Below are 26,868 nucleotides of genomic sequence, written 5' to 3'. Positions count from 1 at the left end.
GCGGGCACAGGCCGCACCCGGCGGGCACAGGCCGCACCCGGCGGGCACAGGCCGCACCCGGCGGGCACAGGCCGCACCCGGCGGGCACAGGCCGCACCCGGCGGGCACAGGCCGCCCCTGCCGCGTCAGCCCAGTCTCGAGCGCAGGTTTCGCCCAGAGAATGCGGCCGCCTCCAGGTCGCAAGGTATGTCGGACGGACGGACATGAAGCCCGGATCACTGAGCATGGCCAAGCGTGGGATGACGCGCTTAACGTCCAGGAGGGTCACGCACGGCCCGGTATGTTTTGTCCTCCACGCTTCCAAAGGCGCATCATGACCAGCACTGACCGCAGCACATCCACCATCCTGCTCGTCCACGGCGCCTGGCACGGCGCCTGGTGCTGGGAGAAACTCGTCCCCGAGCTCACCGCGCTGGGATGGCACGTGGAGACGGTGAACCTTCCAAGCGCCTCGGCCGACGCAGGGAACACCGCCGGCATGTACGACGACGCACGCGTCATCCGCGAGCGTCTGGATGCCCTTGAGGGGCCGGTGACCGTCGTGGGTCATTCCTACGGCGCGATCCCCGCCACCGAGGCTGTCGCCAGCGCGTCCAACGTGGCGCGTCTGGTCTACCTCTCCGCTTTCATGATCGATGCGGACGAGTCCATCGACAGCCTGAGCGGCGGCAAGGTCTCCGGTAGCGGCGCCGTAACGCTCGACGCGCACGGGCACTACGAGGACCCGAAGACCGCCTTCTACTCCGACGTGGACCCGCAGGACGCCGACCACGCCACCAAGCAGTTGGTCCTGCAGTCAGCGCGTTCCTTCTGCGAGCCGCTCACCACTGCCGCCTGGAAGACCGTGCCCTCGAGCTACATCATCACCGAGAACGACACCGCGCTGGATTCCGGCTTCCAGGAGGCCATGTCCGCCCGCGCGGAGCGTATCTACCGCTTGGCCTCGGGACACTCCTCCTTCCTGTCCCGGCCCGCACAGCTGGCCCAACTGATCGACGCCGACGCCCGCCAGTGAGCAACGCACAGTCGGGCCTGCGGCTCCTGGCAGCAGCCAGCCCGGCTGTGCTGCCACGCGGTTGTCCATAGTGGTAAGCCGGCTCGGCGGGTGGACGTCGTCCACCAGACGACCAGAGGCCGACAGCCGACTCCCCGGGCTGACGTCCGGCAGATCCCCAGGCGCAGCCCACAGGTCCAAGCCCCATGACACCTGCAGCCCTCGCCATTGTTTCTAGTAGGAGGCGTCCCGCACTTGCGTGGGCCAGAACGGCCTCGCGCAGGGTGTCGAGGTCTCGGCCCTGCCTCACTTCAAATGTCGGATGAAGAACTGGGCCGCGGCGTCTCCCGCGAACTGCAGGAGGCCGGTGTGCCCGCCCATGCTGGCGTGCAGGGACTTCTCCTTCGAGCTGAAGGCGTCGAACAGGTTCAGGGCCGCCTGCCGGTCGTTCCCTTCATCGTCCCACTGCAGGAGGACATGCAGCGGAATGGCGACCTGGCGGGCCTGCTGTTGAAGGACTGGTCCCCTCCGCTCAACGCCCACCCAGGTCGCGGGACCCGTGGTCGGGGGTAAGACGCTAGTTGAGTGGCCGTCGCTGTCAGTGCCAGCCGCTAGGGTGCCGCTACCGCCTCACTAGGGAGCACCCATTGGCTGTCAGTTACCTGTGTAGTTGCAACATCACCACCGCTATGACCTCGTGTACGGCAGTTTCATGGGTAGCAAGTTGTAACCGTCTGGCCTGCAGTGATGTCACCCCATGATTCGTGATCATGTGATCTACGTGCGGTGCGTTAAGTATTTGGAGAGTTGTTGCAACTTCAGCGGTAAGTCATTGGCGAATAGCCGCTTGGTTGAGGACCCGGGTCGGCGGAGTGGGTTGGTGCCTTCAGTACGATGCGGGGCGTTCTCCGCTTCGCTTGTAGTGGGTCGTCATGCCGATCGCCCCTGCTCGCTGTAGGTCGGCCCTGTTGCCGATGTGACGTCACAGATTGCCGGTCGATGGGCGGTGCCGCGCCTGGGCCGGACCGGTTGGAGTTCTCCGGGTGGTGCCAGAAGGTTGTCGGGGTGGGTGTGCCATGTGGCTGGCGCTTACGGCTGTCTCGCGTTTGGCCACCAGCAACTCTCCATGGCTGGGGCGCCTTTGTGTCCATGGTCTAGGGTGTGCCCCGTGACTGATCGGGTGGAGTGCACCGATGCTTACGGTGGGATTCCCGAAGCTATCGGGCCGTACACTGTGGAACGCCAACTCGGGGCAGGCGGCATGGGTGTCGTCTACTTGGCGTCGTCGCCGACTGGGCGCCATGTCGCGTTGAAGGTGATCCGACCGGACCATGCGGAGAAAGCCGGGTTCCGTAGTCGGTTCACGCGCGAGGTTGCTGCCGCCCGTTCTGTCAGCGGAGCCTTCACCGCCTCCGTGCTGGATGCTGACACTGAAGGCGACTGTCCCTGGTTGGCAACGGAGTTCTTCGATTCGCCAACATTGGACGTATATGTCCGAACTCGTGGGTCGCTTCCGAATGAGGACGCTTGGGCGCTCGGCTACGGACTGGCAGAAGCGCTGAAGGACATCCATCGGGTCGGAATCGTTCACCGCGATCTGAAGCCCTCCAACGTGATAATGGCTGCTGACGGCCCGCGAGTGATCGACTTCGGCATCTCCCGCGTACAGGACTCCACGCAGCTGACGACGGACGGCCGGATCGTCGGAACTCCTCCCTACATGGCCCCGGAACAGCTCCAAAGCGCGGCCGAGGTCGGGCCGGCCGCAGATGTGTTCGCGCTGGGCGCGGTACTGGTGTTCGCCGTTGCGGGCCATGGACCCTTCGATGCCGAGAACGCCTTTGCCACGGCTTACAACGTCGTCCACGAGGCCCCAGACCTCTCCGGGGTGACCGAGCCGTTACAGTCGATCGTTCGTCTCTGCCTGAAAAAGGATCCGCAGGATCGGCCTACACCGGAAAGGCTGTTGCACCTGCTGGCGTCACGTCGGGAGCGGCGGCAGTTTCAGGTGGCAGAACGCGGCCGCGCTCTCGGCAAGAACCGACGCAGACGCGCTGTCGCGGGTTCCGTGGCGGTGGTGATCCTGGCTGTCGCCACCGCTGCGGTGATCGCCAACTCCCCGGGCAAAGTAGGTAAGGGCTCCTCGACGAGCACCCTGTCGGCGACGCCCACTTTGAGGAAGCCCGCGGCAACCACGACGCTCAGGGAGCCAGCGGCGGCGCTGCGGCCAAGTGGCTGGGGCACCTGGAACACTGATCTCCCGCGAGACCCGAAGCATGCGATCGAGTACAGCGGCGCCCCGGTCTGCAAGCCGGCGGTGGGAGACGTCGTGTGTACAGACAGCCGTGCGCTCTACTTGCTTGACGGACGCACAGGACGCATTGTGTGGCATGAAGAGCCGCTGTGGAGCGTTAACGTGGTCGGTGTATCTGCACGCACGGGCGTTGTCATCATCGACGTTCCGCACGGAGGAAGCGACCCCGGAAGCGACCTGCGGGGCATCCGCCTGAAGGACCAGAAAACCGTGTGGACGCTGCCGCACAGCGGGGCCAACTATTCCTTCCTTGGGGAGCTCAACCCCTCGTGTATAGTCCTCGCCTCTGGTAGCGACATGTTGGCGGTCAATCCCATCGACGGGAACACATGCAAGGTGCCGACGCCGCTTGGGGGAATTCCGGTTGCGGCCTCCGATGACCGCATGCTCTTCGTAGATGACGGCAAGGATGAATCCCGCAGCGGCATCCTGTATCACGTGAACGTGCGAACCGGTAAGACGGTTCAGACCGGACGAATACCGCGAAACCGCGTTCCCCCCGAAATTGTTCCTGGGCCTACGAATGGCGCGCCAACGAACTACCTTGTGCAGACCACCCCGCTCGAATCCTCACCGGTGCAGTACACCTCCCTCATCCACCTGGATAACCAGACTGGCGCCGCCACGAGCGTAACCCTCCCGAGTCATCTGACCGGCCCGGTGGTGATGGCAGAGGACAAGCTCATCGTGCTGCGGGCTGACGGTCGAGTGACGGCCGTGAATGCTCAGCAGGGGAGTGTTTCGTGGACAAAGGACCTGCCCTGGCCAGCGGTCCAGGAAGGTTCCGGTCCGGTGGTCGCCGGAAACAGCGTCCTCGTTCCGCTGCTCGGAGGCCGCGTAGCTGCCCTGGACGCCGCCACGGGCCGGGTCATGTGGATCAGCGCCGCGCGCAACGATCCAGGAGAAGCCCTCGCGGGTGCGTCCCAGTGGATCGTCACCCTTGGCAGCCGCGTGCTGGCGGAGACAGACTCGGGTAGGATTTACGCCTTCCAGCCACCGAAGTAACATTCGAGTTCGCGTACGGTGACGTGTAGTGGTCGGCGACCACAGGGTTGTCGGTAGGCTCCTCGAGTTAGAGCTCGTAACACGATCTTTGTGTCGGCGTTGCGGCCGGCCGCGCCGCCGCGCAGGGTGGCCCGCTCCGGGGGCGCTCCTTCCGTTGGTAGTGCAGCCGGGCTTGGGCCGACCTCCATCGAGGTCGTGGCTTGAGGCGCAGAGGCAACTGCCTCAGCTATGCGCTCGGACGCTTTCTGTAGTAGGCGCTCACGGTTCTGGCCAGCTTCCGCTGGATCCCCCTGAGGATTCTGAGAGTGGCGTCGTCATCCGTCCCTGTGGTGATTGGCCACTCGACGCCCGAGCCGACGAGGTCGCGGACGAAGACGATCTCCACGGCCAGAAGAGTCCGCGCCCAGTCGACCAGCTTGAGCGGAACATCGTCCGGGACAGGACTTTGAGCGCGAAGCTTCCGGCAGACGGCTGGCGAGCAGGGCAGAACCTGCAGGAGGCCTGCGGCCAGAAGCCGCGGTAGTCGGCTGTTCGGGATTTCGGCTCGCAGGGGTACCCGTTTTCGCTGCGTTGAGGGACCAGGTATGTGACGGGCCGTTAAGCGGAGCCCAAAGGAGGCGCCACGATGCCTGAACCGGTCCGGTTGCTCAGCGAGGGCGGCGCGGGAGCCCGCTATGCGCGGCGGCTCGCCGGATGCGGTTCGGTGCCGGCGCCCAGGCAGCCGGCTCCGGGAACGGGGGATAGCGGACATTGAATAGTGCCCAGCCGCAGAGGGCGGCCGATGGTCACGCGGATCCGCGTGCGGTGCTGTATCGAGCGCAGCACGAGAGGCTGTTCAGGTACGTGACACGCCGGGTGCGCGACGAGAACGCCGTCGCGGACATATGCCAGAACGTATGGAAGGCCTACTTTCACCGTTTCGACCGATGGCAGCCCTACGACGACCTTGCAGCGCCGCTGTTCGTCATCGCCCAGCGACGGATCGTGGACTGGTACGAGGAACAGAACCGGGCTGCTGACTTGCCGGGAGACGAGATCCTCACCGAACGCCTGGCGCAGCTCACGCAGCAAGGAGCTGACACCTGGGGTCCCGTTGACTCACGCCTGGACTTGGGACACGCGCTGGACAGGCTGACACAACGCCAGCGAGAAGCGCTGTGCCTGCGTTACGTCGACGGCCTGGACCGGACCACGGTGGCCAGGCTGATGGGGATCAGCGTCGACGGCGTGAAGAAATTAATTGCCACAGCGGTCAAAGAATTGCGGAAAATGCCAGAACTTGATGGTTATCGGCAGACGGTCACCGCGCGCGGGGAGGTGCGCAAGTGAACCACGACGATCGGCCCGACCGTAGCCACCCGGTCGAGAGGCTGCTCGCTGCCCTGGGTGAGGATGGCCCGGGTTTCACCGACGCGGAACTCGACGACGGCTTCGCCAGCGTGATGTCCGCACTCGACGATCTCAGCCCTCCGGATCAGGAAGCCCTTGATGTCCTGGCTGTCGGTGCCGAACTCGGGCACGACGCGCTTGCCCTGGGCATCGAACACCTCGAGCGCGACGACCTGCAAAGGGCCGCCCATTGGCTGCGGATCGCTGCCGACTACCACGTACCCGGTGTCGAGAGGCTGCTTCATCGACTTCGTCAGCTCAGCGAAGGGGTTCGCCCCGACCCGGTGCGTATGATCCCGGACCCCGAAGAGAGATTCGGCGCTTCGCCGGGATCCCTTGCGCGGCTGCACGAAGCCATCGCCAAGCTACACGCCGCCCAGAGCCTCGCCGAGACCTTGCAGACGGTCGCCGATGGGCTGATCAGTGGTCTGGATTACGGGCTGGGTGGTGTCAATCTCGTGCGACCGGATGGCAATCTGGTCATCGCCGCTATCGGAGGAAGTGAGGCTGCCGAGGCCCTCATGATCGGACGCGCTGGACCACGGGAGCAGTGGGACCGACGTCTTTCCATGGGCCAGGAATGGGGCAGCTTGCGCTTCATCTCGCATGAGATCGGCTGGACACTGGACGGCGACGGCGTGCCCTCCTGGACAGGCGGCGGCCCCGCCCCGCAGTCACCCGAACATTGGCATCCCGAGGACCGGCTCATCGCCCCCATGTACGGCACAGACGGCGAACTGCTCGGCGTGCTGTCGGTCGACAGCCCGCGCGACGGACTGCTCCCCGACGTGTGGGATCGAGAAGCCCTGGAGATGTTCACCTTCCACGCGGCCGTTGCCATCAGCAACGCCCGACTGCGAGCAGACACCCAACGCACCCTGGTGCGCCTGGAGTACGAGCGGCAGGCCCTCACAGCAGGCGGATACAACCTCCAGCCGACCATCGAGGACGCCCCTCGCGGCGTGGCGGTAGCCGAGATCGGCGAAGGACGACGCGGCAAACTGAGCCGTGTCAACGACACTCTCTGCGACCTGCTAGGCCGGCCCGCGATCTCGCTGAGCGATTTCTCCTTCGAGGACCTGGTCCACCCCGAGGACTTGGACCTGCTCCTGCGCATGCCCTCGGACGCCGGCCAGGCCGAAGTGCGCCTGTCACACCGCGACGGCAGCTACATCCCGGTATTGCTCAGCACATCCGTCGTCACCCACGGCACCGAGGCCTCCTGTTACCGGCTCACCTATGTGGACGATCTCAGCCCACAAGCCCAGTCCGCCACGGTCGATGAACTCACCGGCCTGGCGAACGGCACCGAGCTACGTCGTCGGCTGACCGAGGCCTGCCAGATGCCGCACGACGACCACGCTGAGGCGCGGACCGCAGTGCTGGTCTGCGGCCTCAACGACTTCGCCGCGGTCACCAGCCGACTAGGCCGGGAGCCGGCGAACATCGTGCTGAGGGAAGTGGCCGGAAGACTGCAGCGCGCCGTACGCAGCGGCGACATCGTCGCCCGCCTGGGCGACGAAGAGTTCGCGGTACTGGCAAGCGACTGCACGCGAAAAGGGAGCCAGGAACTCATCGCCCGCCTGAACGCGTCACTGGCTCCACCCATCCGCCTCGGCAAGGGCGCGGTACGCGTCGGCGCCAGCTTCGGCGTGGGATGGGTGACACAAGGAGCCAGCCCCGACCGGATCCTTCACAGCGCCGACCAAGAGATGTACTTCCAACAGACGCTGTGGAAGACGACCTGCCTGGCACGAGTGCATGCCGGCTGACGGCCGTATACAACGTCCGGCAGAACACCCCCGTACGCCGGTCCTGATCCTCGCAGGGCCAGGACCGGCCTCGGACCCGAACACCGAGCAAGGCGCGGTAGCCCTGAAACCGGCTACCGCCCGGGACAACGCACCCGGCTGCGTCCACCCCTCTACTCCCGTGACGGGCAAGGGGCGATACCAACGCGCGTCTCGTAGTGCACGACTGACATGGAAGTGGGGAGCGGATGACACTGGAACTGCGACGCCAGGGACTGGTCGAGGACGACCTCGTCTTCTTCGCCATGCCATACGAGCTCAAACAATTGCCCGACGGCCGTACCGAGAACTTCGACGTCCTGTACGAAGGGCACTTCAAGGACTGGCTCAGCAACTGGGGGCTACGCGCTGAACGCGCCGATCGGGTCTGCGGCACCACAGAGAGTGTGCTGGGCGTCTCATGGTCTGGAATCGACCGGGCAGGGATCGTGGTCGCTGACCTGTCGGTGCCCTCCACGTCGGTTGCCATGGAACTGGCATGGGCACTGTGCCTCAAAAAGCGCCTTGTGGTGATCGCGCATGAGGGAGCCGAGGTCCCCACCAACGTACGCGGGCAGCTTCGTGTCGTGCGGTGGGAGTGGAGCTTCAAAGGCTTGGCCGACTTGCGGACCCGCCTGCACGCTGAACTCCATGACGTGCGCTGGCAACGGCGGGAACCGGAGATGGACCTGCGTCCTTGTGCGCCAGCCAGCCTGTGGGCCACGGCCAGTACGGAGGAGATTTTGCAGGGCGGTACCCGGGTGCGCGACCTGTGCGATATGCGGCGCAGCGCGGAACACCACGCGAGTGACAAGGGTTCCCCGAACCTCGTCCCGCTCGGAACGTCGCACGGACTTGCCGGAACGGGAACCTTCGGCTCCTTCTTCTACCAGGACAATGTCCTGGTCCTCACACAGCAAAAAGACACAGACCCCTGGGACGTTTGGGAACGCACCTATCAGCGGGGCAGTAGCTTCACCGCAACCGTCTGCGAGATCAACAGCAAAGGCGTCTGGGTCGCACTGCCAGGCGGAGGACACTCTCGGGTACGCGACGACGAGGCTGAAGGCCTTCAAGAACATGACGAGGTGCCCGTCGTGATCCGTTGCGTCGACCGGGCGCGTCGGCGCATCGACATAGCGTGCGCGAGCCGGTCGGCGGCCTCAGCAACAGCCACCCCTTTTCGTCCCCGCCGCGACTCCTCTCCGAGGGCCGATACCCCCACGCTGCAGAGCACTACGGCGCAGGAGCGATCTTCCCTGCACGTCGTTCGCCTCTCCCCGGCTGGAGCGGTCCCCACGACACTCCCGACCGCAGACGATACGCGGCCTCCCCGGTCCTGACGGTCGAGCAACCGGACCGGGGACAGCTCAGGAATCCAGCACGTCGGTCACCTCAACGCCGTCAATAGAACCTGCCCTCCGCCGCCCGCAGTTGCAATCCAGGTGGCCCACGGCCGGGCAGGCCCGTGGACGGACCAGATGATCGAGCGGTTGGTGACTCGGGCTCAGGCCGAGGGGCTGCAGGGGCTACTTCAGCAGTTGACGAAGCGACCGCCGGAATCCGCTCTGGAAGGCGAGAAGCGTCACCGCTCCAGACCTGCCGCACTCCCTTTCCGCCGGCTCGCACCCCACCCGACCGTCGGCCTCTCACAGGCTGCGGGTCCGGGGCGTCGGGGGCCACGCTGGCCCGCTGTGGCCCATCTAAACAACCGCCCTGGCTGCTCCGCAGCCCCACACACCCAATCGGGTCACATGTTGCCGCAGGTGGATGGCCGTAGGTGAGCGTAGTGAGATCATCCGCTCGATCGGGAATTTGCATTGTCCGTGTCGGCCGCAGCAGCTCGGCCCGGACCGCTTCTCGTCCCGCGGGTCTCGGATGCCTCTGCCGCGGCGTCGCCCACGCCCTCCTCGATGACCAACAGGTCCAGGGTGTGGCCAGTCCCGCTGCAGGACTGGTTTTCAGGAATGAGCGGTGTGCGGAGCCCTAATGGTGAACGCTCTGTCCTGGAGGAGGTTCATCATGGGTGAAGCGTCCCGGAGGAAGAAGCAGCGCGGGGCAGTCCCGTCGCCCCAGCGGCGTAGTCGAGGGCTGCAGCCGCCCTCGCGCGAGGAAGCCGAGCGCGCGTTGGAACGCTTGATGCGGGCCAACGCGCCAGGAAAGATGAGCCTGGCCGGCGCCTACGCCTTCGGCTACGGCGTGCTGGGATTCGCACAGACCCAGGACGAGGAACCAGACTGGTACCAGGGACTCGACCCTCTCGACGCCCTGTTCCTCGGGACCGCATTCCCGGGCAGGTTCCGGGACGAATACGAGTTCGCCAATGCCCGCAACGCCTGGCTAGAGCTGCTGCGCGGCACGGTGCACTGGGCCGGGATCGAGGGCTTCGTCCACGAAGTTGTCGCTGCGAGTGAGGAGCACGATCTCCCCGTCGATGACGGACAAATGATGATGCTGCTCCACGGGTACCTTGAAGACATTGGCCTTGACCAGCGCAAACTGCCTCGCGACCTGCTCCCCGCAACAGCGTTACATGCCGCTCGCGCCATCTATGGCCCATCGCGCGATGCTCAACTACCTGCTGCGCCGGATGATGCATCGGAGCAGGTCGCCCAGTTCTGGCACAGCACCACGGTCGAACTGCCCCACGACGGAACGGCACTCGATGCTCTGCGCGAGGGGATCAATCTCCTGGACGAGGCGGGCCTGCCCGTCCGTGAGGAGGCGGCCCTCCTGCTTCCCGCGCTATACCTCGCGCTTGTGGCTGCCGACGACGAAGACCTGGAGGAGGCAGGAGCCCGCGCGGCCGCCTGGGCCTGTGGCCTTCCCGAACACTCGCCTCTGCTCCCCGTCGTCGATCTGCTCCTGATCGCCCCCGACCGTGGTCTGGCGGTCGACGAAGTCCTCACCCGCCTTCTCGTCCTCCCGGCGAGCACCCAGCCAGTGGCACCCGAGGACCGGCTCTGGCGCAGTTCCCCGGGGCGAGCACTGACCGACCTTGCCTTCGGCCTTGGGTACGCTCAGGTCGTCACTCGAGATGGCACCATCACGAGGATCAGTCAGGATGCCTCGGCTGCTCTGCAGGCGCAGGTACGCGCATTCGAAGAGAAATTCGGGCGGCCCCCGAGCGGTGACGACCCGATCTTCTTCGACCCCGACGCAGACTCTCCGCAGACGCTCTCCCTGGCAAAGGTCGAAGAAGAGGGTACGGCCCTGCTCAAGACGCTGGGTCTGTCGCCCTCGTGGATCTATGCCTATCGGCAAACCGACGGTCTGCTTCCGCAGCCAGACGGCACGTTCCGCACCGAACGGGACGCCGCAGAATGGCAGGAAGCCCTCGACAGGTACACCGCACTCCACGGTGATCAGGGCAGTAGTGAAGAGGACAACCTGCCCCTGCTCCGAGCCCAGCTCATCTCCGGCCAGCTGGTGACCGCCGCCAAAGACCCCCAGTACGGCGCCGCCCTGGTGCAGATGCTCCACAACGGCAGCGGAAGCGACCTGCTGAACGCCTACCTCCACCAGGCAGCTGACGAACTGGCCGCCCGATTGCGTGCCGAGCCTGCACTGCAGACCTTGGCACGTGAATACGCCAGAGCCTGGGGCGGCTTGCCGTACGACGAACGCGTTCAGGTAGCAATCGGCGCCCCCGACTCGGCGACCGCGGACACAGCCGTCCTTCTCGTCGCCGCGGTCGCAGCCATTGGTCTACCCCCGGAACCAGACCGGCAGGGCAGAGGCTGATTGCTTGCCTCACGACCGTTCGGCGAAGGTGATGGTCAGGCGGCCGCGGGTGCTGAGACGGACCCCGCCGCAATCCCCTCGCGGCGAGTGGCTGGGTCGGCTACCGTCCCGGACATGCTGTATCGCTCGCGGCGCCTGGAGGCGCTTCTTGGTGGCCCTCTGGATGCTGTCACCTACGCCGATCTCATGGCTTTGGTGGACAATCCGGAAGCGGCGGAGGCCGAGGACCTGGACTTCAAGCAGGAACTGCTCGCGGACACCGAGGAGAAGAAGGCGGAACTGGCCAAGGACGTGGCGGCCTTTGCCAACCATGTCGGCGGGGTGCTGGTCGTCGGCATGGCCGACGCTCGAGGGATTCCGTCGAAGGTGATGGATGCCGACGTCTCGGATCGGCTGCGGCGTCACCTTCAGCAGGTTGTTGCCGCCAACACCGCGCCGCCGGTCCGTTTCGACATGCGGCCGGTGCCGAATCCCGATCCGACTGCCGACGGGCGGGGTTTCCTCCTGATCGCCGTACCGCGCAGCCCGCACGGCCCTCACGCGGTCACCGCTCCGCTGGCGAAAGCGACCAAGGAGGCTCTGCGCTACCCGCGCCGCGCAGCCAGTAAGACCGACTGGCTTACCGAAACCGACGTCGCCACCGCCTATCAGCGCCGCTTCACCGCCAGCGCGGACCGCACGGACCGCCTGGCAACAGTGGAGCGCGAGCTCCTCGCCGCGCTGCCGCCCAGCAACCAGCCGCACTTGATCGTCTCGCTCACCCCCGAGGTGCCCGGCGACATGACGATCAACCGCCAGACCTTCGCCCGGTATGAGCAGGAGCTTCTGGACACCAAACTCTTGATCCAAAGCCAGTCGGCGTTCGACAGGGTCCGTATCGGGTCCCGCCGCCTGATCACCACCGGCGGAGACCCGAACGGCTACCACTACAGCCATTGCGACCTGCACCGCGACGGATCAGCATCGTGGGCGCTGCACGTGGCACCGCACACCAGCACTGTCGATGGCACGGAGTTCTGCTGGACCGAACCCGACACGGTCGTGTGGTTGCTGATGTCGGCCCTCCATGTGCTGGCCCTCCACGCTCGCGACCGGGCGGGAGCGACAGGCACTGCCCTGGTCGAGGCCGCTCTGGTGGAAGCTCCCCACACGCATCCGGCAGGGCCGCCCCGACCGCAGATGGTTCCGATGCTCCCCCTGCGCATTGACGGCATGCGCATCAACGGCAGCCATCGACTCCCGCTGAGCACGCAATTCTGCGCCTACGCCGACGGTGATGCCGCGGCGCTACTGGACGACCTTGCCGAAGAGGGACCAGCCCTCGTCCAAACCACCTCCCTCCTCGCGGACGAGATCGTCCAGGCGTTCGGCATCACGGAAGCTCCGCCGATCACGCGATCCGGCAAGCTCCGGCAATCCGGCTGGGGCCTCCAACTGCGAACACACATGGCGAAGTGGGCCAACGACCACGGGATTGAAGTTCTGTCGTCGTAACTGACCAGCTCACGCCCCCAGGCGTCGTCTGGGGCGAGTGGAGCGTGCCGCCCGGCGCCTTGGTCAGCCATGCGCTGCTAGGGCGCACGCACGGTTCCGGCCCCTGCCCGACGGAAAGTCGGGCAGGAGCCGGATATTCGTAGCGGGGGCGGGATATGAACCGCGCGACCTGTGGGCCCAGCGAACCACCGAGCTGCTCCCCCCCCCGCGCCGGTACGCCCGCCCTAGTTACTCGGGCTGGCAGGGCCGGGTCTACCGCTGCTACATAGCCTGCGCCTTGCCAGAAGGCTGTCCATAATCCGATACGCGTCGACGCGACAGCCGACCCTCATGCGGACCCGAGTCGCCACTATGGCGAAGGCCTAGCCCCACACTTTTCGTCTATCTGACGTAAACTGAGAGAAGGGCAGGCTGATCGGCAGCCGGAACCTCGCCATGTTGATGCCTGGAGGATGACTGATGGAGACGATGGAACCGCATGTACGGCTCGCGTTCGCCATGCACGCTGCGCCGGGCGCGTTTGCAGTGCTTCTCGGAGCCGGTGCCTCGATCGGTGCAGGAATGCCTTCTGCTTGGGATGTGCAGCAGGACCTCATCCGGCGCATCGCCGCCGCCGACAAAGCTAAGGAGATCGGTGACCCGCACGCCTGGTATGAAGACCGATTCGGTCAACCAGCCAGCTACGACAGTCTCCTGGCCGCCTTGACCAGCACCCCATATGAACGCCAAGCGTTGCTGAGTTCCTTCTTCGAGCCCAACGAACAGGAGCGGGTGGACGGACGCAAGCAGCCCACGGCTGCACACCACGCCGTTGCCCGGCTCGCAGCCGCCGGCGCGGTACGCATCGTGCTGACCACAAACTTCGACCGACTCGCCGAGACAGCGCTGCGTGAAGCCGGCATCGAACCCACCGTGGTGGCGCATCCCGACGACATCGCCGGCCTGGCTCCGCTGCACACCATCCGCTGCCTGGTCGTCCACGTGCACGGTGACTATCTCAACCCCACCAGCATGCTGAACACGCCAGAAGAACTCGAGCGGTACGCACCAGAGGTCGACGCCCTGCTGGACCGCATCTTCGACGAGTACGGCCTGGCCATCGCCGGCTGGTCCGCCACATGGGACCCAGCCCTGCGCAACGCTTTGTCCCGATGCCCAACCCGCCGCTTCGCCACCTTCTGGGCCGACCCCCGCTCCCTGTCCACCACCGCACAGGACCTGCTGACCCGCCGGGCCGCCACCCACGTAGCCGCGGACGCCGACACCTTCTTCGGACAGACCGCCGATGCCGTCGACGCGCTCGCCGACATCGCCCGGGAACACCCCGTCAGCGTTGCCATCGCCGTAGCCTCCGCCAAACGTGCCCTGTCCGGCACCCAGCAGGCCATCTCGCTACACGACACCCTCCGCAAAGAGTTCACCCGCATCGCGGCCCTCCCCATGCGCCGGGGCCCCTGGCAGGTGGCTGACGAACGAACCGAACACGCCCACCGGCTGAAGACACTCCAAGCGGAGTCCGAACGCCTGCTCGCTCTCGTGGCCACCTGCGCGTACTGGGGCACCAACGAGACAGACCGATGGTGGATCGGCGACATCGAACAACTCGCAGAACCGAGCCGGGACGGCGGTTTCACCTCACTCCTCAACCTCGTCCGCGCCCCCGCCGTCATGGTCACCTACGCGGCAGGTGTATCCGCCCTGGCAGCCGAACGTTGGGGGACGGTGGTCCGCGTCCTGACCGAACCCCACACGCCGGATCGTCGCCGCGAGGGCAGCGCGGACCCGGTTGCCGTCCTCCTCAGCCCGTACGAGGTGCTCAGCGAGCAGAAGTCCGCCGAACTTCTCTATCAGCAGCTGCAACCTGTCTTCACCGACCACCTGGCACTCGGCCAGGCCGCCTACACCGATGCCTGGGAACGCTTCGAATACTTGCGGCTCATCGCCCGCTACGCGGCAGGGCACAGCCTTGACGGAGCCCCTCACATACGCCGGACCGGAGGACTGGGCGCCTATCAGCCCCTACCGGCCGCCTGGCTCGATCGGCAGATCACCCGCGCCGACGCTGATCATCCGCTGTTGCTGGGCGGCTTCCTAGACGGCGATGTCAAACGGCTGGGAGAAGCTCAGCAGCAGCTCGCCGCCGACTTCAGCGACTGGGCCAGCCGGGTGGCGTGGGGGACGACGCATTAGGGTTCGTCGGTGGGTGGCCCTGCATCGAAACGAGATGCTCGCCAACGTGGCCCCGCCGACGGGCACACCCTTACAGAGAGAACAGGTCGTCCTGGGCGTACTCGGTAACCTTCCGTTGGGGACGGGCCAGACCGAGGAGCATGAAGGTGCGGGGGCGGGCGGCGATGTTCCCGACGAACGCGTGGACGGCCCGATCAGGGGTGAACATGCGGGTCAGCCACCGCTCGAGCAGCTTCTGCCGCACCTGGTGCACGCCATAGGTGCGGAGGAATTTGCGGTAGGACTCGCCTGCCTCCCAGTCTTTCAGGTGCATGTCATGTCCGGGACACTCCGCATCCGCGCAGGAGAACCTGTAGCGCAACTGCACCGGCACCCACTCCAGACGCTTCAAGTCCTGCTCGAAAAGGTCCATCTGGTCAGTCAGGGCAGACTTCGAGTCGGGCCACGGCTCGGCGTCCGTCAGCTTCAACCCGGGCGTGGCAGGGATATGGAAGAGTCCCAGCGAGGTGCCGCGAATCTCCTGGTCGCGGCGTATCGCACACAGGGACGGTGCCACCAGCGGCCGCAGATACTGCCATCGCCGGACCCAGCCATCGGCGGGGGAGAGCTGCTCGATGACTTTCAACGTGTCGAGGATCGGGCGCAGGCTCTCCGGGCGCCGGTCATTCCGGTGCGTCTCGACGTCGACTTCGATGACGGAGTACTTCGCAAACTTCGCCTGCTGCTCCAGCAGCCGGAACGGCACCGGGAAGAGCCGCACGTGCCGCGGCTGACCGAGGTCGAGGCGGACACCGGCGACACAACTGGTCTCCCGGTACTTGGCGGACAGTTCCGGATAGGTCTTCACCGTGATCATGATGCGAGCCCGTTGCCGTTCGCCCACCGTTGCCTCCCCAGCCCGATGTGACCCCTGAAGGCCAGATTGGACGCAACAGCGCGGTTTGTTAAGAGGGCCTGCTCGCGGCGGAACGCTCAGTTCAGAGCGGTCACCGTTACGTCAGCCTGCCGCAGGACCTCCTCGACGACCACAGTGCGGTGACAGCGCTCGGCATCCTGCTCGAAGCACAGCACCGCCACACGCGATGCCTGGGCACGCTCGGCAAGGCTGGCAAGTTCTGCGACGGCCTCCTGCGACTCCAGGAGACCCCTGAACCGTGCCCGCCCCTCGGTCAGACGTCCTTCCCAGAAGGGGGCACGGTTGTCCTTGGGATTCCCCAGGGCCCGTAGATGCACATACTCGATCCCCGCCCCGTTCAAGGCCTCACGCAGTCGCGTCTTGCTGAAGCCCGGCTTGCGGCTGATCGGCGTCAGCCGTACATCCGCCACAGCGTCGATCTGCGTGTCCACCAGGGCCGTAACAAACGATCCGATGTCCCGGCCCTCATAGCCGGCTGACCACAAACCGTACGTCGGCTGAGCTGCACGAAACAGTTCATCCAGACTGATCTCCAACGCCCCAGCCAGCGCCCCCACGGTGAAGAAGCCCGGCTGAACAGCACCCTCACTCTCCAGGCTAACCAGAGTCCGCGTATGCAGACCTGCCTCCTTCGCAAGCCGCTCCCGTGTCCATCCGCGCGCCTCACGCAACGCACGTACTTGTCGAGCCAACTCCTGCGCCCGAACCCGATCCTGACGGCTTGCTGCCGGTCGACCTGCCATGGGCGGGGATCCTAACTTCCATTTGAATGGAAACGCGAGTCAGCACGCCGCAACAGCGGGAATCAACAGGAAGGGACCGCGCCTTCCACCGTCTACCCTGGCGGAATGACGCTTGAGGTCGCGCCGCTGACTCACACGCACGTGGACGCCCTCCACGAGCTACTCGTCACCGAGGGCTGGACCAACCTAGCGAGCGAGGTCGAGCGCGGCGTGCAACCGCCGAGGGCGCTTCGGTACGTGGCCCTGGCCGACGCCGAGGTCGTCGGCTTCCTGGAAGGGACCTTTTGGGACACCAGCGAGTTCGCCTGCGGTGCCTACCCTCCGCCGCGGGCACGAGTGTCGTACATGCTCGTTGCACCCCGGGCTCGACGGCGAGGAGTTGGGAGGGCCCTTCTCCACCAGTTCGTCGCAGACGCCCAGGACGCAGGACTCCACAGCGTCGCGCTCTTTCCCGACCCCCGTGAATCCGGGGACAGGCTAGCCTTCTTTGCCGCCTGCGGACTGGAGCAGGTAACAGGCGAGCAGCTTTGGGCAGCGCCACTGACGACTGCGACTGACCTGACCTGATGCAACATTGAACCCTAAGCGTCTCCTTTCTCGCCCGACTGTGCCTGGTCCTTAGGGGCGCTGAAGGCCGACCAGTCGATTCTGCTGATGACCCAGGCAGGCACCGACCACACCCCATGAGAACCTGGCAGACCGGCCCCATACGCCGATACCCGGTACGCGTTGGGGCCTTGGAAGCCTTCTCGACTGCCACCCCACCATGAGTCCGGGTCGTAGGTACACCTCACCTCGACCGACTCGTCCCGCTCGAGCTCATCTCCGGACTGGACGCGGTGCCAGAAAGCCACCTTCATCCTCCAGGCGCTGCTATCACGCTTCACGTCCACATGGACCTGGCCGTGGATGCCGCGGATCAGGCCAGTCAGGTCCGCGTTCGCATAGCCGACAGAAGCTAGATTGAGGTCGAGCCCAGGCACACAGGCCAGCGCCTCAGCAAGGGCGCTGACAGCGTCGTCGTCATCGTCGTATGCGTCCCTAACGAGCATGGCGGTTGCATCTGCCTCGGCCGCCACTGCGGTGATCGCACCATCGGTGAAGCGGAAGCTGAGTTGCGCCCGGACCAGGATGTTGTCGTACGGGATCACGGAGACTTCGGGGTCGCCGCCGTTGTAGAGCGTTTGCACCGTTGCTTCGCCCTCTGCCAGGAAGAACACCTTCGCATAGGCGACGTCGTGCTTGGGTGGCCCGAGTTCGCCCGGCCGTGACCGGCCCGGGTAGTCGTTCTCCGGGGAGAGGACGTCATCTGGGACGTCGTGCTCGATCCTGACTTCGTCAAGGCCTGCGAGAGCCACGAGCCCTGTCACGCTGGCTCCATAGACGCTGAGACTGGTGCCGTCACCGTCGGTCTCGTTGGTGATCGCGGTCTCCAGCCCCACGATGCGACCGATGTCGAAGCTGGTGCCATCGCCGTCGAAGCCGACGGCGGGCAATTGGTTGAGGAGGTAGCGCGCGATGGACGACTGGGCGTGTCCGTCATCGACGGTGACGTCGAACAGCGTCGCCGGCAGTTCCTTTAGTTTCCGTATCAGCGGCAGTTGCTTGCCCCATGCCTTGAAGGCCGCTTCCACGTCGGTGTCCGAGGACACGATGAGGATCTCTTCAGAGGATGCGAGGGCCAGTACGTCGCGCAGCCATGCACTGTCGCTTGCACCGGTCTTGACTGCACTGCCCGGCTTGCCGCTATCGCCCTTAAGTTTGGCTGGGCTGCGTTGGAGGACCTGGTCCTTCAACGCCTCGGCGGCGCTGCTTCCCGTCAGCGAGATGATTCTTACGTGCGGGACTGTGCTCAAGTTCGCTAGCACAGTGTCGATGACGGCCTCCCGGCTACTGTAGAGCGCTCGAGGCACCTCAGTTTCCAGGCCGGCGCGTTTCATGCTGTCGCGCTCCTGTCGCCCGGCGTTCTTGAGCGCCTGCCAGTCACGAGACACATGTTCGGCCCACTCCCAGGCTACGGGCTCTGGCACCCATGTCTCGATGCCGATTCCGGCGAGGCGGGCCGCTAGCCTCGTCAGATGCTCGATGTCTGGACGGGCTTTGCCATAAGCGTTGGCATCGAAAACGACAGCCTTCAAACGCTCTCGGACCGGCACGGTCAGCCGGAGGTGGGCGTCTTCAGCAGGTCCCGAGACAGCACGCGACATGTACCGCATCGTGCCAGACCGGCACGCTCTCCGCAGCCACTCTTGCCGGTGAGGAGTTCCCTACGACTGGGGTTGGATTCCCCACACGCATCCGCACTGCGACCACTAGGATCTTGGCCCTACCACCGGAGAGATCAGCGGGTCCGACCTCTCCTATGTCTCGGGACAGTGAGCATGACAGAGAGACTGCAGGCGCTTTGTAGCGAGGGCGATGGCAGAAGGGTCCATAGCAAGGGCCTCTGCCAGGCCTGTTATCGCCGGATGCGTCGGAACGGCACCACGGAGAAGCGGGGGCCGAAGATCTTGACATTTCAGGTGATAGCCAACTACACCGTCTTCTCAGCCAGCGGTTGCCAGTTGTGGAGCGGTACCACTGACTCCACGGGGTACCCCCGCTTCTACGTTACAGAGGGGCAGAAGTTGGTCAATGTCCGCCGCTGGCTCATGCGGGAGCTCGGGCATGACATCAACGGCAAGCATGTCGAGGACACTTGTGAAAGCAAGGCGTGCATCCTCCCGGACCACTTGGTCGTCGTAGAGCCCCACACCACGATGAAGACGCAGGCGGGAAGGCAGCACATGCGGGCAATCGAGCGCGGTGACGTCTGCGAAAACGGGCATCCGTGGCTCCCGGAGACGACGTACTTCTACCCGGAAAGGAGTTCCTTGGCAGGGAAGAAGGTTTGTAAGATCTGCCGGGTCAACTGGAACCGAGCGCGTCAGGGGCTTCATCCGGTCGACTCGATAGGCCCCTGGAACCGAGACAAGACCCACTGCCTGAAGGGGCACCCCTTCGATGACGAGAATACCCTCGTCAAGCCGGACGGCGCACGCGGATGTAAGAAGTGCAATAACGACAGTCGGCGTCGGGCTATGTACGGTACAGAGCCCGAAGGCTTTCTTCGGCTGCTGGAGGACCAGGACAACTGCTGCGCTGTCTGCGGCGTGGGGTTCGCCGACGACAATAGACCCCATGTTGATCACGACCACTCATGCTGCCCCGGAAAGAAGTCATGTGGAAAGTGCGTTCGAGGCCTCCTATGCAACAACTGTAATAACGGGCTTGGCCGGTTCAAGGATTCCGTGAACTACCTTCGGGCCGCTGCTAGCTACCTGGAGTCCTTCCAGTAGTTTCGGGTCTCCCGACGTCTCCTCCGCAGACACGTTTCGGCTGTCGCACCGCTTTGGGTCTGCTCGACGTCCTCCCCGACACCTTTGACAGGCTTCCCGAGAGCTTGGACGCGGCGTCCAAGAGGAGCGTCGTCAATCGCATTGAGCAATCGGTGATGCAGCGTGACCGGCGGGCCGCAAACGTCGCAGGCCCGCGGTTCCCGGAGCCGTCGTGCGACGAGGACACCCACTATGTCGGTGCTGCCGTCACCAGGAGTCAGCAGGGGCGCCGTTGGCTGTCAGCCCGTTGGAGAGCATTGAACGCCACATCCGATTACGGCATCGGCTGCTCGCTGGCCGGCCAGTTTTTCCAGTGTCTGCCGGTCGCCTCCATCCGTTGCGCGCCGGGCAGAGGGCAAGTGCGACAAAGTGATTGCATGTTCGACAAGCTCCAGGGTCCGTGAGGCTTGGGACCGCGGCCTGTTGCGTCAACTGTCTCGCGTCTCGCCTGAACCTCCAGGTGCTCAGATTGAGATCACGCGGCCGACGGTGAGGGTGTCGAGGAGTTCTTCGGTGATGCGTTCTTGTTTGGTGAGCATGGCCTGTTGTGCGGCCTGGCTGATCAACTGGGACAGGGCTCGTAGGTAGCCCTTGCTGCGCAGGTGCAGGATGGGGGCGAGCTTGGTCAAGTCGCCGGGCTCGTGGTGGAACAGCCGTAGGTCCTTTTCGAACTCGTTGACGATCCGGCGGAAGCGATCTTTGCCGGTCTGGTCGTAGCCCAGGCGGCTGGTGACCAGGACCGGGTGGTCACCCCACGGGTCCTCGTTGTCCTCCAGCTTTGTTTCGCGGTCGCGGAGCATGGGGTCGACGATGGAGCGGCTGCCGCGGCCGCAGTACACGAACGTCGCGCCGGTCTCGTCGCTGATGTGTTCCAGGAATGCGAATGACTGCTGCACGTCGGCGCCGGGCTGGAGCCGGTCGATGCCGTCGATGAGGACGAGCTTGGTGCCCGAGTGCCGCATCACGTGGCAGATCGACCGGGTCGGGTCGGCTCCGCCGTCCCGCTCCAGGCCGAGGAAGTACGCGAACGCCGCCGCCCAGTTCCGGGCCCCGCCGCGGCCTTGGGCCGGCACGCTCAGCGCGATCACCGGGATACGGTTCTCGTCCGGCTCGTACAGCTGGTTCAGGCGAATCTCGTGGTGCCAGCCGATGTACTGCATCAGCGTGGTCTTGCCGGTGCCGCGTGGGCCTTCGATGACCACCCCGATGCGGCCTGTGTCTCGCTGCGCGTTGGCCTGCAGTTGGATCTTGACCACCTTCAGCGCGGCGTTGATGGCCGGGGTACGGACCGGTCGCATCCGGCCGTGGAACAGGAACCGCGGGTCGTCAGCGGCGAGTTCGATGTTCAGCGGGGCGCAGTCGGCCAGGTTCGGCGGGTCTGGGAACCGGTTCACGGAGGCACGCCAGTTGCTCAGCGTGTCCCGCCATTCGGGCTCTGGAGGCCTGCGCCGTGTCGGCCCGTCGACCAGCCCCCGGACGGTCGCTTCGTCGATGCGGTCCTTCACTTCAGTCCTCCTCGAACTGTTCGATAGAGCTGAAAACTTCGTCGGTTGTCACCGCTGGCCTGGGCGGGGACGGATCTGTGGTGTCGTCGGCGGCTTCGTCTTCCAGCGGCGGCAGGTCGTCGAAGTAGGTGTCCTTGAATGACGCCACCGCCTCGGGGCTCCAGGAAGCCCCGGCACGTGCCGCGGCGGGGGAGAGGAACAACGGGTCACCGCCCGGCGCCCGCCGGGAGAGGTCTGCCGGCCCGGGCAGCGTGTACATGCCCGCGTCGTCCAGGTCCAGCACACCGCCCGGAGCGCTCCGGGCAGAGTCCTGGCCGTAGGGGTCGAACACGCGCGGGGCTGGTGCGGGCAGTGCCGGGCCCCAGCCGTCCGGGACGACCGCGGCCGACGCCTCGTCCGGGCCGCGGCCGGCCCGCTCGAGGAGCTCGGCCAGGGCCTGGGCGATCGCCAGGTCGTCGTCCTTGCGGCCGCCGCGTTCCACGTGCTCGGCGGTGGCGATGTCCCACAGGTACTGCGTCCACGGTGCCCCGATGAGGTGCTGATGCCGGAAGGCAGCCTCCACCCAGGTGTTGTTCTCGTGGTCGTACAGCCACACGTGCTCCGGCGCGTACGGGTTGTACCGCAGCTCCCAGCCGCCGCGCCGCTTGCCGCCCAGCCCGGACCGGCGGCGCCGGTAGGGATCGAGCTCACCCTTGGCGTTCTCGTACACCCGGTTTTTGAACGTGATGCCTTCGTCGGTGACCCCGACCCAGGCCGTGGGCAGCAGCCGCAGGTAGTCGTCCCGGCCCAGCGGGACCGGCACATACCCGGCGACCTGCACGTACGCCGAATACATCTGGTTCGGGGTCAGTGGCGGCAGGTTCGGGTCGTACGGGTCACGCAGCTCGTCGTGCGGGCGGCTCTGCCAGCCCAGCGCGATCCACTGCTGCAGCAGGTTGTCGAGCTCGGCCAGCGTGAACAGCACCTCGCCGTCCAGGGTCCGTGCCCGGCGGGAGATGTCGTTGCCGGTGTAGGTGTTGACGTGCTGACTGAACAGCGACTTGATCGCCCCGAAGGTCCGCTCGACGATCGCCTTGTCGGTCGGCGTGCGCCGCCTCGCCGGCCGCAGCGAGATCCCCAGGTACTGGCACGCGTCGAAGAACGCCTGGCCCGCGAACACCGACCCGTGATCGATGACGATCACATCCGGGATGATCACCGGCCGGGCGGCCGCCTGCGCCATCCGCGGGTCGGCCTCCAGCAGCTGCTCATACGGCAGGTCCGAGGCACTGGCGTGAACCTGCGGGGAGAACCCGGCCCGCATCGGCGCCGGCACCAGCCCCTGCGCCAGCAGCAGGGAGGCGTCTACCGCCTTGGTGGCGCGGGCCCCGGTACGGCTGGACGCGATCAGAGCCAGCCGCTGCTGATTCTTCCTGCGTCGCCCACGCGCTGTCTTCGGGCGGATGATCGCGGCGATGATGGACCGCGTCGCCACATCCACCATGGCCGTCAGCTCCACCGACGTGGGCTGCCCGTCGTCGCCGAGGACCTTCACATCCAGGTCCGTGGAGTCGATCTGCACCAGCTCACCCGGCGCCAGGGCGGTCGTCACACCGAACGGCGGCCCCGGCCGGTTCGAGCGGTCCATCCGGCGCCGCGTCGGAGCCCGCAGATCCTTCACTTTGATGCCCAGCCGGTCCAGCAGCTTGTACAAGGTGGTGTCCGGCGGCACCGTGACCGTGTCGCCGTAGCGGGTACGGACCTCACGCCGCAGCAGCACGAACAGCCCCGAGGCGGTGATCGCGGACTTCCCCGACCGGGCGTCGATGAGCGCCAGCAGAGCGTCCACCACCCGCGGATCGTTCCGCCCGTGCAGCGAAGGGGTGCGGGTGCGCCGCTTGTCGACCAGCCCCCAGATACCGTGCTTGTGGTAGTCCAGGCGTTTGCGCTGCACGGTGTGCCACGACACGTCGAAGTCGAGCACCGCGTTCAGCTCGGCGGCCTTCGTCTTGTACCGCTCGATCAGCGTGAACGCATCCGGGTCGTAGCCCGGGCGCGGTGTCGCGTCCTCCGGCTGCCCCGGCAGCAGGCCGGTGTCGATCTCCAGGACGTGCCGCTCCCAGATGCGGGCCTCACGGGCCGCGTCGCTGTTGATGCCCTCCAGCCGCGCCCAGTCAGGCAGGGCCTGGCGTGCGACGGGCTGCCCGGCCGCATCCAGCACCGCGAAGTCGGCAGCCGAGGCCAGCAGCGGCCACGCCAACTGCAGCAGCGGAAACTCACTGCCCGGCCGCGGAGCAAGACGTACCGACAATCCATCGAGGTCCAGGACCGTGTACGTCTCGCCTAGCCAGCGCACCGTGTCGCCTTCGGCGAGTACCCCGTGATGCGCACGTGCCGCCCGCGGCCGCAGCGGCCCGCTCATGACGCATCCACCGTGAACGGACGCTGCATGGCCTCTGGGCCGCCACTGCCACGCCTCACCACGGTTCCCGGCCCCAGCGGCGTACTCCAGTCAACGGTCAGCTCATGTCGCCACAGCAGGTGATACAGCCGCGGCAGCACCTGCAACGCCGGCGCCGCTACGCCCTGCACTCCCTCCAGCAGCGGCCGCGGACCGTCGAAAGCATGCAGCAGAGCCTGCTCGATGGCGCGGCTCCCGTTGCGGGGATGCCGGTACCGGGAGATCCACCGCAGGTTGGCCAGCGCGGTCTTGTGCGGCAACCTGGGGGACCCGAACTCCCAGCCAGCCTGCTCGCAGACCAGTTTCAGCACGTCCGCCTGTTGCTGCCAGCGGCTGCTGGGGCCCGAAGCCGGCGGACAGCTGACCACCACGGTCTGTCCTGCCGCAGTGCGGGCGAAAAAATCGGGCACGAAACGCCGGGTCCTGCCGCGCTCGGTCCACTCCAGCCGCGCTGTCCACGCCGTGAAGTTCACGACCTTCGGATTGAAATCCAGCAGCATGGCCACCGACAGCCGGTCCAAAGACCGGCACCCCACCAACTGCCGGGTCGTCGCTGACCACCACCAGGTGACGATGCTCCGCTCCGACGGATGCCGCGACGGCTCCCACACCGGTCTGCCACTCAGCACGGACGCATTGGCGGCCTGATCGACAGGGACACGGATTTCTCTACCGGACCGGTCCCGGTGAACGATCCGTAGATCCTTGACCACGCGCCCGCTCTCCACTCATGCCCCACCCCAAGAGGCGCCCACCGTACGTCAGGGGATCGATTGTGTGATCGATTCCCGGTCGCTCTGCGACAGACTATCCCGGCCCGTTACCCGGCCCTCTTCCGGGCTGTGACCTCGTAAAACACCCCGCCGACGGCCCGCAACAGCACCGCCATTACATTCACCAACTGTGAACGACCCTACGGCCGAGATGTTCGCCCGCGTCGATGCTCTCCTGGAACACGTCGCTACCCGCCTACCGGAACCAGGCGAACGCCGCCGGCTACGCCAAGACGCCGCCCTGACCCTGGATCAAGTCGCCAAGGTCATGGACGCCAGCGCGGACCTGGTCGAAGCGTGGGAGAACGGACTGGTCGAGCCCGACGGAGCCCAGCGCGCCGCCTACGCCCGGCTCCTGGACGGCCTGCACGCCCGCGAGCAAGCCCGCCCCCAGGGCACCACCAGCCCAGCCGCACCCGCCTCCGAGGTCCCGCGCAGAACTACGCCCCCTGCACCGGCGACTCCTGCTCCCACCCGGTCACGGCGGACCGCACCAGCCGCAGCGTCCCGCAAGCCCGCCACCACCTCCGCGGCCAGAGCAGACGAAGCCTTCCCGGCCGGACCCCTTGCCGTGATATCCCACGACGAACAGCTCCTGGCCCACCTGACCGACGGCACCGCCGTGCCCTGCCCCGCCGTCACCCTTGCGGACCTGCTGCACTGGGGCCTGAACGCCGGCCTCGGCCAGCCCCGCCTGGCCACCTACGGCCGACCCGCCGACCCGCTGCTCGTCCTCACCCCCTCAGCAGCCAACTACCTGGGCCTGCCGCTCGAAATCAACGACCGCGCCGCACAGCAACTGTCCGCCCCCAGCCCCCACCACACCGCCCTGGCTGCCGCCGGATGGAAACTCACCCAAGCCGGACTCGGCCCCTGGGCGCGCATCTACCAAACCCCGCACGACAACCAGCGCCGCTCCATCCAGCTGGCCATCCTCCCCTGGGGCGCCCTCACACAAGGCGGCTGGAACCCGCCGCCCGACCTGACCCCGGCCGCCCTCGCCACATGGCTGGGCACCTACGCCGAACGCGTCCTGACCCCGCGCGGCAGCACCGCCGTGTGCGGGGAAGCACTCATGACCGTCCTACGGCCCCCCACCCGCCCTGCCGCCAATCCCGACCCCAACGCGCCCGCCAAGCGCTACATATCAGGCGACAGCCCTGGCGCCCTGTGGGCCCCGCTCGACCCCGCACCCCCAGAAGCCCACGACGCCCACCCCCTCGCGCAGGGCCGCACCCCCGACCAGGCTCTGGACGAAGAAGCCTGGGACTGGACCCGCTTCCCCACTGCCGACGAGACCGCGCTGTTCCCGCACGTCGTCGGACTCGACACCAACATGGCCTTCGTTGCTGCCGCGACCAGCCTCAGCGTCGGCCTCAACAGCCCACCCCACTACGTCGAGAACCCCGCCTTCGACGCCAAAACACCCGGCAGCTGGTACTGCGACCTCACCCACATCCCGCACGACCCCCGCCTGCCCTCACCCTTCACCTCCACCGGAACGCCCCCCACCCAGCCCGGCTGGTACACCACCCTCACGCTCGCCTACGCCCAAGAACTCGGTGCCACCATCCAGCCGCGTGCGGCCTACCTGCGCCACGACTCCGGCCGCTACCTCGACCCCTGGTACAAACGCCTCCGCGACGCCTACCTCGCCACCATGAACGACCTCGGCGTCCGAGAAGACCTGTCCGCCGGCGAGTTCCTCGCCGCGATGAGCCGTCTCAAGACCGCAGACCCCGCGCTGCTCGCACTGGCCTCCGCCATCAAAGCCACCGGCAAGGGCGGCATCGGCAAACTCCGGGAAGGCCCCCGCGACCCCCGTCGCGCCCCCTACGAACCCTGGCCCGCGCTCAGCAAACCCACGTGGCGCCCCGACATCCGCGCCACCGTCATCGCCCGAGCCCGCACCAGCATGCACCGCAAAATGCGCCGCACCGCCGAGGAAACCGGCCTCTACCCCCTGGCCGTCCTCTCCGACTGCGTCATCTACCCCGCCACCAGGCCAACCGCCCTTGCCGTCGTCCCCCTCACCCCCAACGGCAGCGGCATTTCAGGCACCTTCCGTCTGGGCGTCAACCCCGGCTGGATGAAAGAAGAAGGCGTCCAGTCCATGGACTGGTACCAGCACCTCCTCACCGACGACCTCAACCCGGCAAGCCACATCAAAACCCACCCCCACACGCACTGACCG

General features: G+C 66.4%; 18 protein-coding genes and 2 pseudogenes. 12 read left to right on the top strand and 8 right to left on the bottom strand.

Annotated elements, in window-relative coordinates:
- The first annotated feature begins 313 nt into the window (after positions 1-313).
- A complete protein-coding gene (locus tag ACFW3D_RS28455) occupies positions 314-1,015 on the top strand; it encodes an alpha/beta hydrolase (RefSeq protein WP_500508593.1) in 702 nt (233 codons plus the stop codon).
- Between the two features lie 285 nt (positions 1,016-1,300).
- On the opposite strand, the pseudogene ACFW3D_RS28450 reads toward ACFW3D_RS28455, so the two are convergent.
- Positions 1,301-1,504: pseudogene (locus ACFW3D_RS28450) on the bottom strand (alpha/beta hydrolase); the annotation flags it as partial.
- Between the two features lie 658 nt (positions 1,505-2,162).
- Here ACFW3D_RS28450 and ACFW3D_RS28445 point away from each other — a divergent pair.
- On the top strand, positions 2,163-4,313 hold the full coding sequence (locus ACFW3D_RS28445; protein WP_500508592.1) for a protein kinase domain-containing protein: 2,151 nt from the start codon (positions 2,163-2,165) through the stop codon (positions 4,311-4,313).
- 226 nt (positions 4,314-4,539) lie between these two features.
- Here ACFW3D_RS28445 and ACFW3D_RS28440 read toward each other — a convergent pair whose 3' ends face one another.
- Positions 4,540-4,698: a hypothetical protein gene (locus ACFW3D_RS28440; RefSeq protein ID WP_500508589.1), complete on the bottom strand. Its 159-nt coding sequence runs from the start codon at positions 4,696-4,698 to the stop codon at positions 4,540-4,542.
- A 365-nt stretch (positions 4,699-5,063) separates the two neighbouring features.
- Between ACFW3D_RS28440 and ACFW3D_RS28435 the strand changes: the two genes are divergently transcribed.
- The 7 genes and pseudogenes from ACFW3D_RS28435 to ACFW3D_RS28405 all read left to right on the top strand — a co-directional run bounded on the left by ACFW3D_RS28435 (position 5,064) and on the right by ACFW3D_RS28405 (position 14,920).
- Complete coding sequence (locus tag ACFW3D_RS28435) at positions 5,064-5,642, top strand: RNA polymerase sigma factor (RefSeq protein ID WP_500508587.1); 579 nt, start codon at positions 5,064-5,066, stop codon at positions 5,640-5,642.
- Positions 5,639-7,474, top strand: coding sequence for a sensor domain-containing diguanylate cyclase (locus tag ACFW3D_RS28430; protein ID WP_500508584.1), 1,836 nt, complete (start codon positions 5,639-5,641; stop codon positions 7,472-7,474). The genes ACFW3D_RS28435 and ACFW3D_RS28430 overlap by 4 nt, the downstream gene beginning before the upstream one ends.
- Before the next feature lie 227 nt (positions 7,475-7,701).
- Positions 7,702-8,835 (top strand): hypothetical protein, encoded by a 1,134-nt coding sequence (locus tag ACFW3D_RS28425; protein WP_500508582.1) that lies wholly within the window; start codon positions 7,702-7,704, stop codon positions 8,833-8,835.
- 138 nt (positions 8,836-8,973) lie between these two features.
- Positions 8,974-9,072: pseudogene (locus ACFW3D_RS28420) on the top strand (transposase); the annotation flags it as partial.
- Between the two features lie 442 nt (positions 9,073-9,514).
- Positions 9,515-11,236 carry a hypothetical protein gene (locus ACFW3D_RS28415; RefSeq protein ID WP_500508580.1) on the top strand — a complete coding sequence of 574 codons (1,722 nt, stop codon included), beginning with the start codon at positions 9,515-9,517 and terminating at the stop codon, positions 11,234-11,236.
- 114 nt (positions 11,237-11,350) lie between these two features.
- Positions 11,351-12,730 carry an AlbA family DNA-binding domain-containing protein gene (locus tag ACFW3D_RS28410; protein ID WP_500508577.1) on the top strand — a complete coding sequence of 460 codons (1,380 nt, stop codon included), beginning with the start codon at positions 11,351-11,353 and terminating at the stop codon, positions 12,728-12,730.
- A 459-nt stretch (positions 12,731-13,189) separates the two neighbouring features.
- Positions 13,190-14,920, top strand: a complete 1,731-nt coding sequence (locus tag ACFW3D_RS28405; RefSeq protein ID WP_500508575.1) for an SIR2 family protein — start codon at positions 13,190-13,192, stop codon at positions 14,918-14,920.
- 70 nt (positions 14,921-14,990) lie between these two features.
- Here ACFW3D_RS28405 and ACFW3D_RS28400 read toward each other — a convergent pair whose 3' ends face one another.
- Both ACFW3D_RS28400 and ACFW3D_RS28395 read right to left on the bottom strand, forming a co-directional pair.
- The gene (locus ACFW3D_RS28400; protein WP_500508573.1) at positions 14,991-15,803 is read right to left on the bottom strand and encodes a DUF8758 domain-containing protein; all 813 of its coding nucleotides are present in this window, start codon (positions 15,801-15,803) and stop codon (positions 14,991-14,993) included.
- Between the two features lie 89 nt (positions 15,804-15,892).
- Positions 15,893-16,579 (bottom strand): DUF488 family protein, N3 subclade, encoded by a 687-nt coding sequence (locus tag ACFW3D_RS28395; RefSeq protein ID WP_500508571.1) that lies wholly within the window; start codon positions 16,577-16,579, stop codon positions 15,893-15,895.
- A gap of 105 nt (positions 16,580-16,684) precedes the next feature.
- On the opposite strand from ACFW3D_RS28395, the gene ACFW3D_RS28390 reads away from it, so the two are divergent.
- A complete protein-coding gene (locus tag ACFW3D_RS28390) occupies positions 16,685-17,146 on the top strand; it encodes a GNAT family N-acetyltransferase (RefSeq protein WP_500508570.1) in 462 nt (153 codons plus the stop codon).
- 14 nt (positions 17,147-17,160) lie between these two features.
- On the opposite strand, the gene ACFW3D_RS28385 is transcribed toward ACFW3D_RS28390, so the two are convergent.
- Positions 17,161-18,786, bottom strand: coding sequence for a hypothetical protein (locus tag ACFW3D_RS28385; RefSeq protein ID WP_500508567.1), 1,626 nt, complete (start codon positions 18,784-18,786; stop codon positions 17,161-17,163).
- A 174-nt stretch (positions 18,787-18,960) separates the two neighbouring features.
- Here ACFW3D_RS28385 and ACFW3D_RS28380 point away from each other — a divergent pair, with 174 nt between their 5' ends.
- On the top strand, positions 18,961-19,917 hold the full coding sequence (locus ACFW3D_RS28380; protein ID WP_500508565.1) for an endonuclease VII domain-containing protein: 957 nt from the start codon (positions 18,961-18,963) through the stop codon (positions 19,915-19,917).
- A 503-nt stretch (positions 19,918-20,420) separates the two neighbouring features.
- Here the strand turns inward: ACFW3D_RS28380 and ACFW3D_RS28375 are convergent.
- The 3 genes from ACFW3D_RS28375 to ACFW3D_RS28365 are packed head-to-tail and all read right to left on the bottom strand — an operon-like array spanning position 20,421 to position 24,512.
- Positions 20,421-21,461, bottom strand: a complete 1,041-nt coding sequence (locus ACFW3D_RS28375; protein WP_500508564.1) for an ATP-binding protein — start codon at positions 21,459-21,461, stop codon at positions 20,421-20,423.
- Position 21,462: 1 nt separating this feature from the next.
- Positions 21,463-23,862 carry a transposase family protein gene (locus ACFW3D_RS28370; protein ID WP_500508562.1) on the bottom strand — a complete coding sequence of 800 codons (2,400 nt, stop codon included), beginning with the start codon at positions 23,860-23,862 and terminating at the stop codon, positions 21,463-21,465.
- Positions 23,859-24,512 carry a TnsA-like heteromeric transposase endonuclease subunit gene (locus ACFW3D_RS28365; protein ID WP_500508650.1) on the bottom strand — a complete coding sequence of 218 codons (654 nt, stop codon included), beginning with the start codon at positions 24,510-24,512 and terminating at the stop codon, positions 23,859-23,861. Before ACFW3D_RS28365 ends, ACFW3D_RS28370 begins: the two co-directional genes overlap by 4 nt.
- Positions 24,513-24,825: 313 nt before the next feature.
- Between ACFW3D_RS28365 and tap the strand changes: the two genes are divergently transcribed.
- Positions 24,826-26,865 (top strand): telomere-associated protein Tap, encoded by a 2,040-nt coding sequence (gene tap / locus ACFW3D_RS28360; RefSeq protein WP_500508648.1) that lies wholly within the window; start codon positions 24,826-24,828, stop codon positions 26,863-26,865.
- Positions 26,866-26,868: the final 3 nt, after the last annotated feature.

The sequence above is a fragment of the Streptomyces sp. NPDC058864 genome (assembly GCF_042742985.1).
Taxonomy (GTDB): domain Bacteria; phylum Actinomycetota; class Actinomycetes; order Streptomycetales; family Streptomycetaceae; genus Actinacidiphila.
This window is presented reverse-complemented; position numbering and strand designations above follow the sequence as displayed.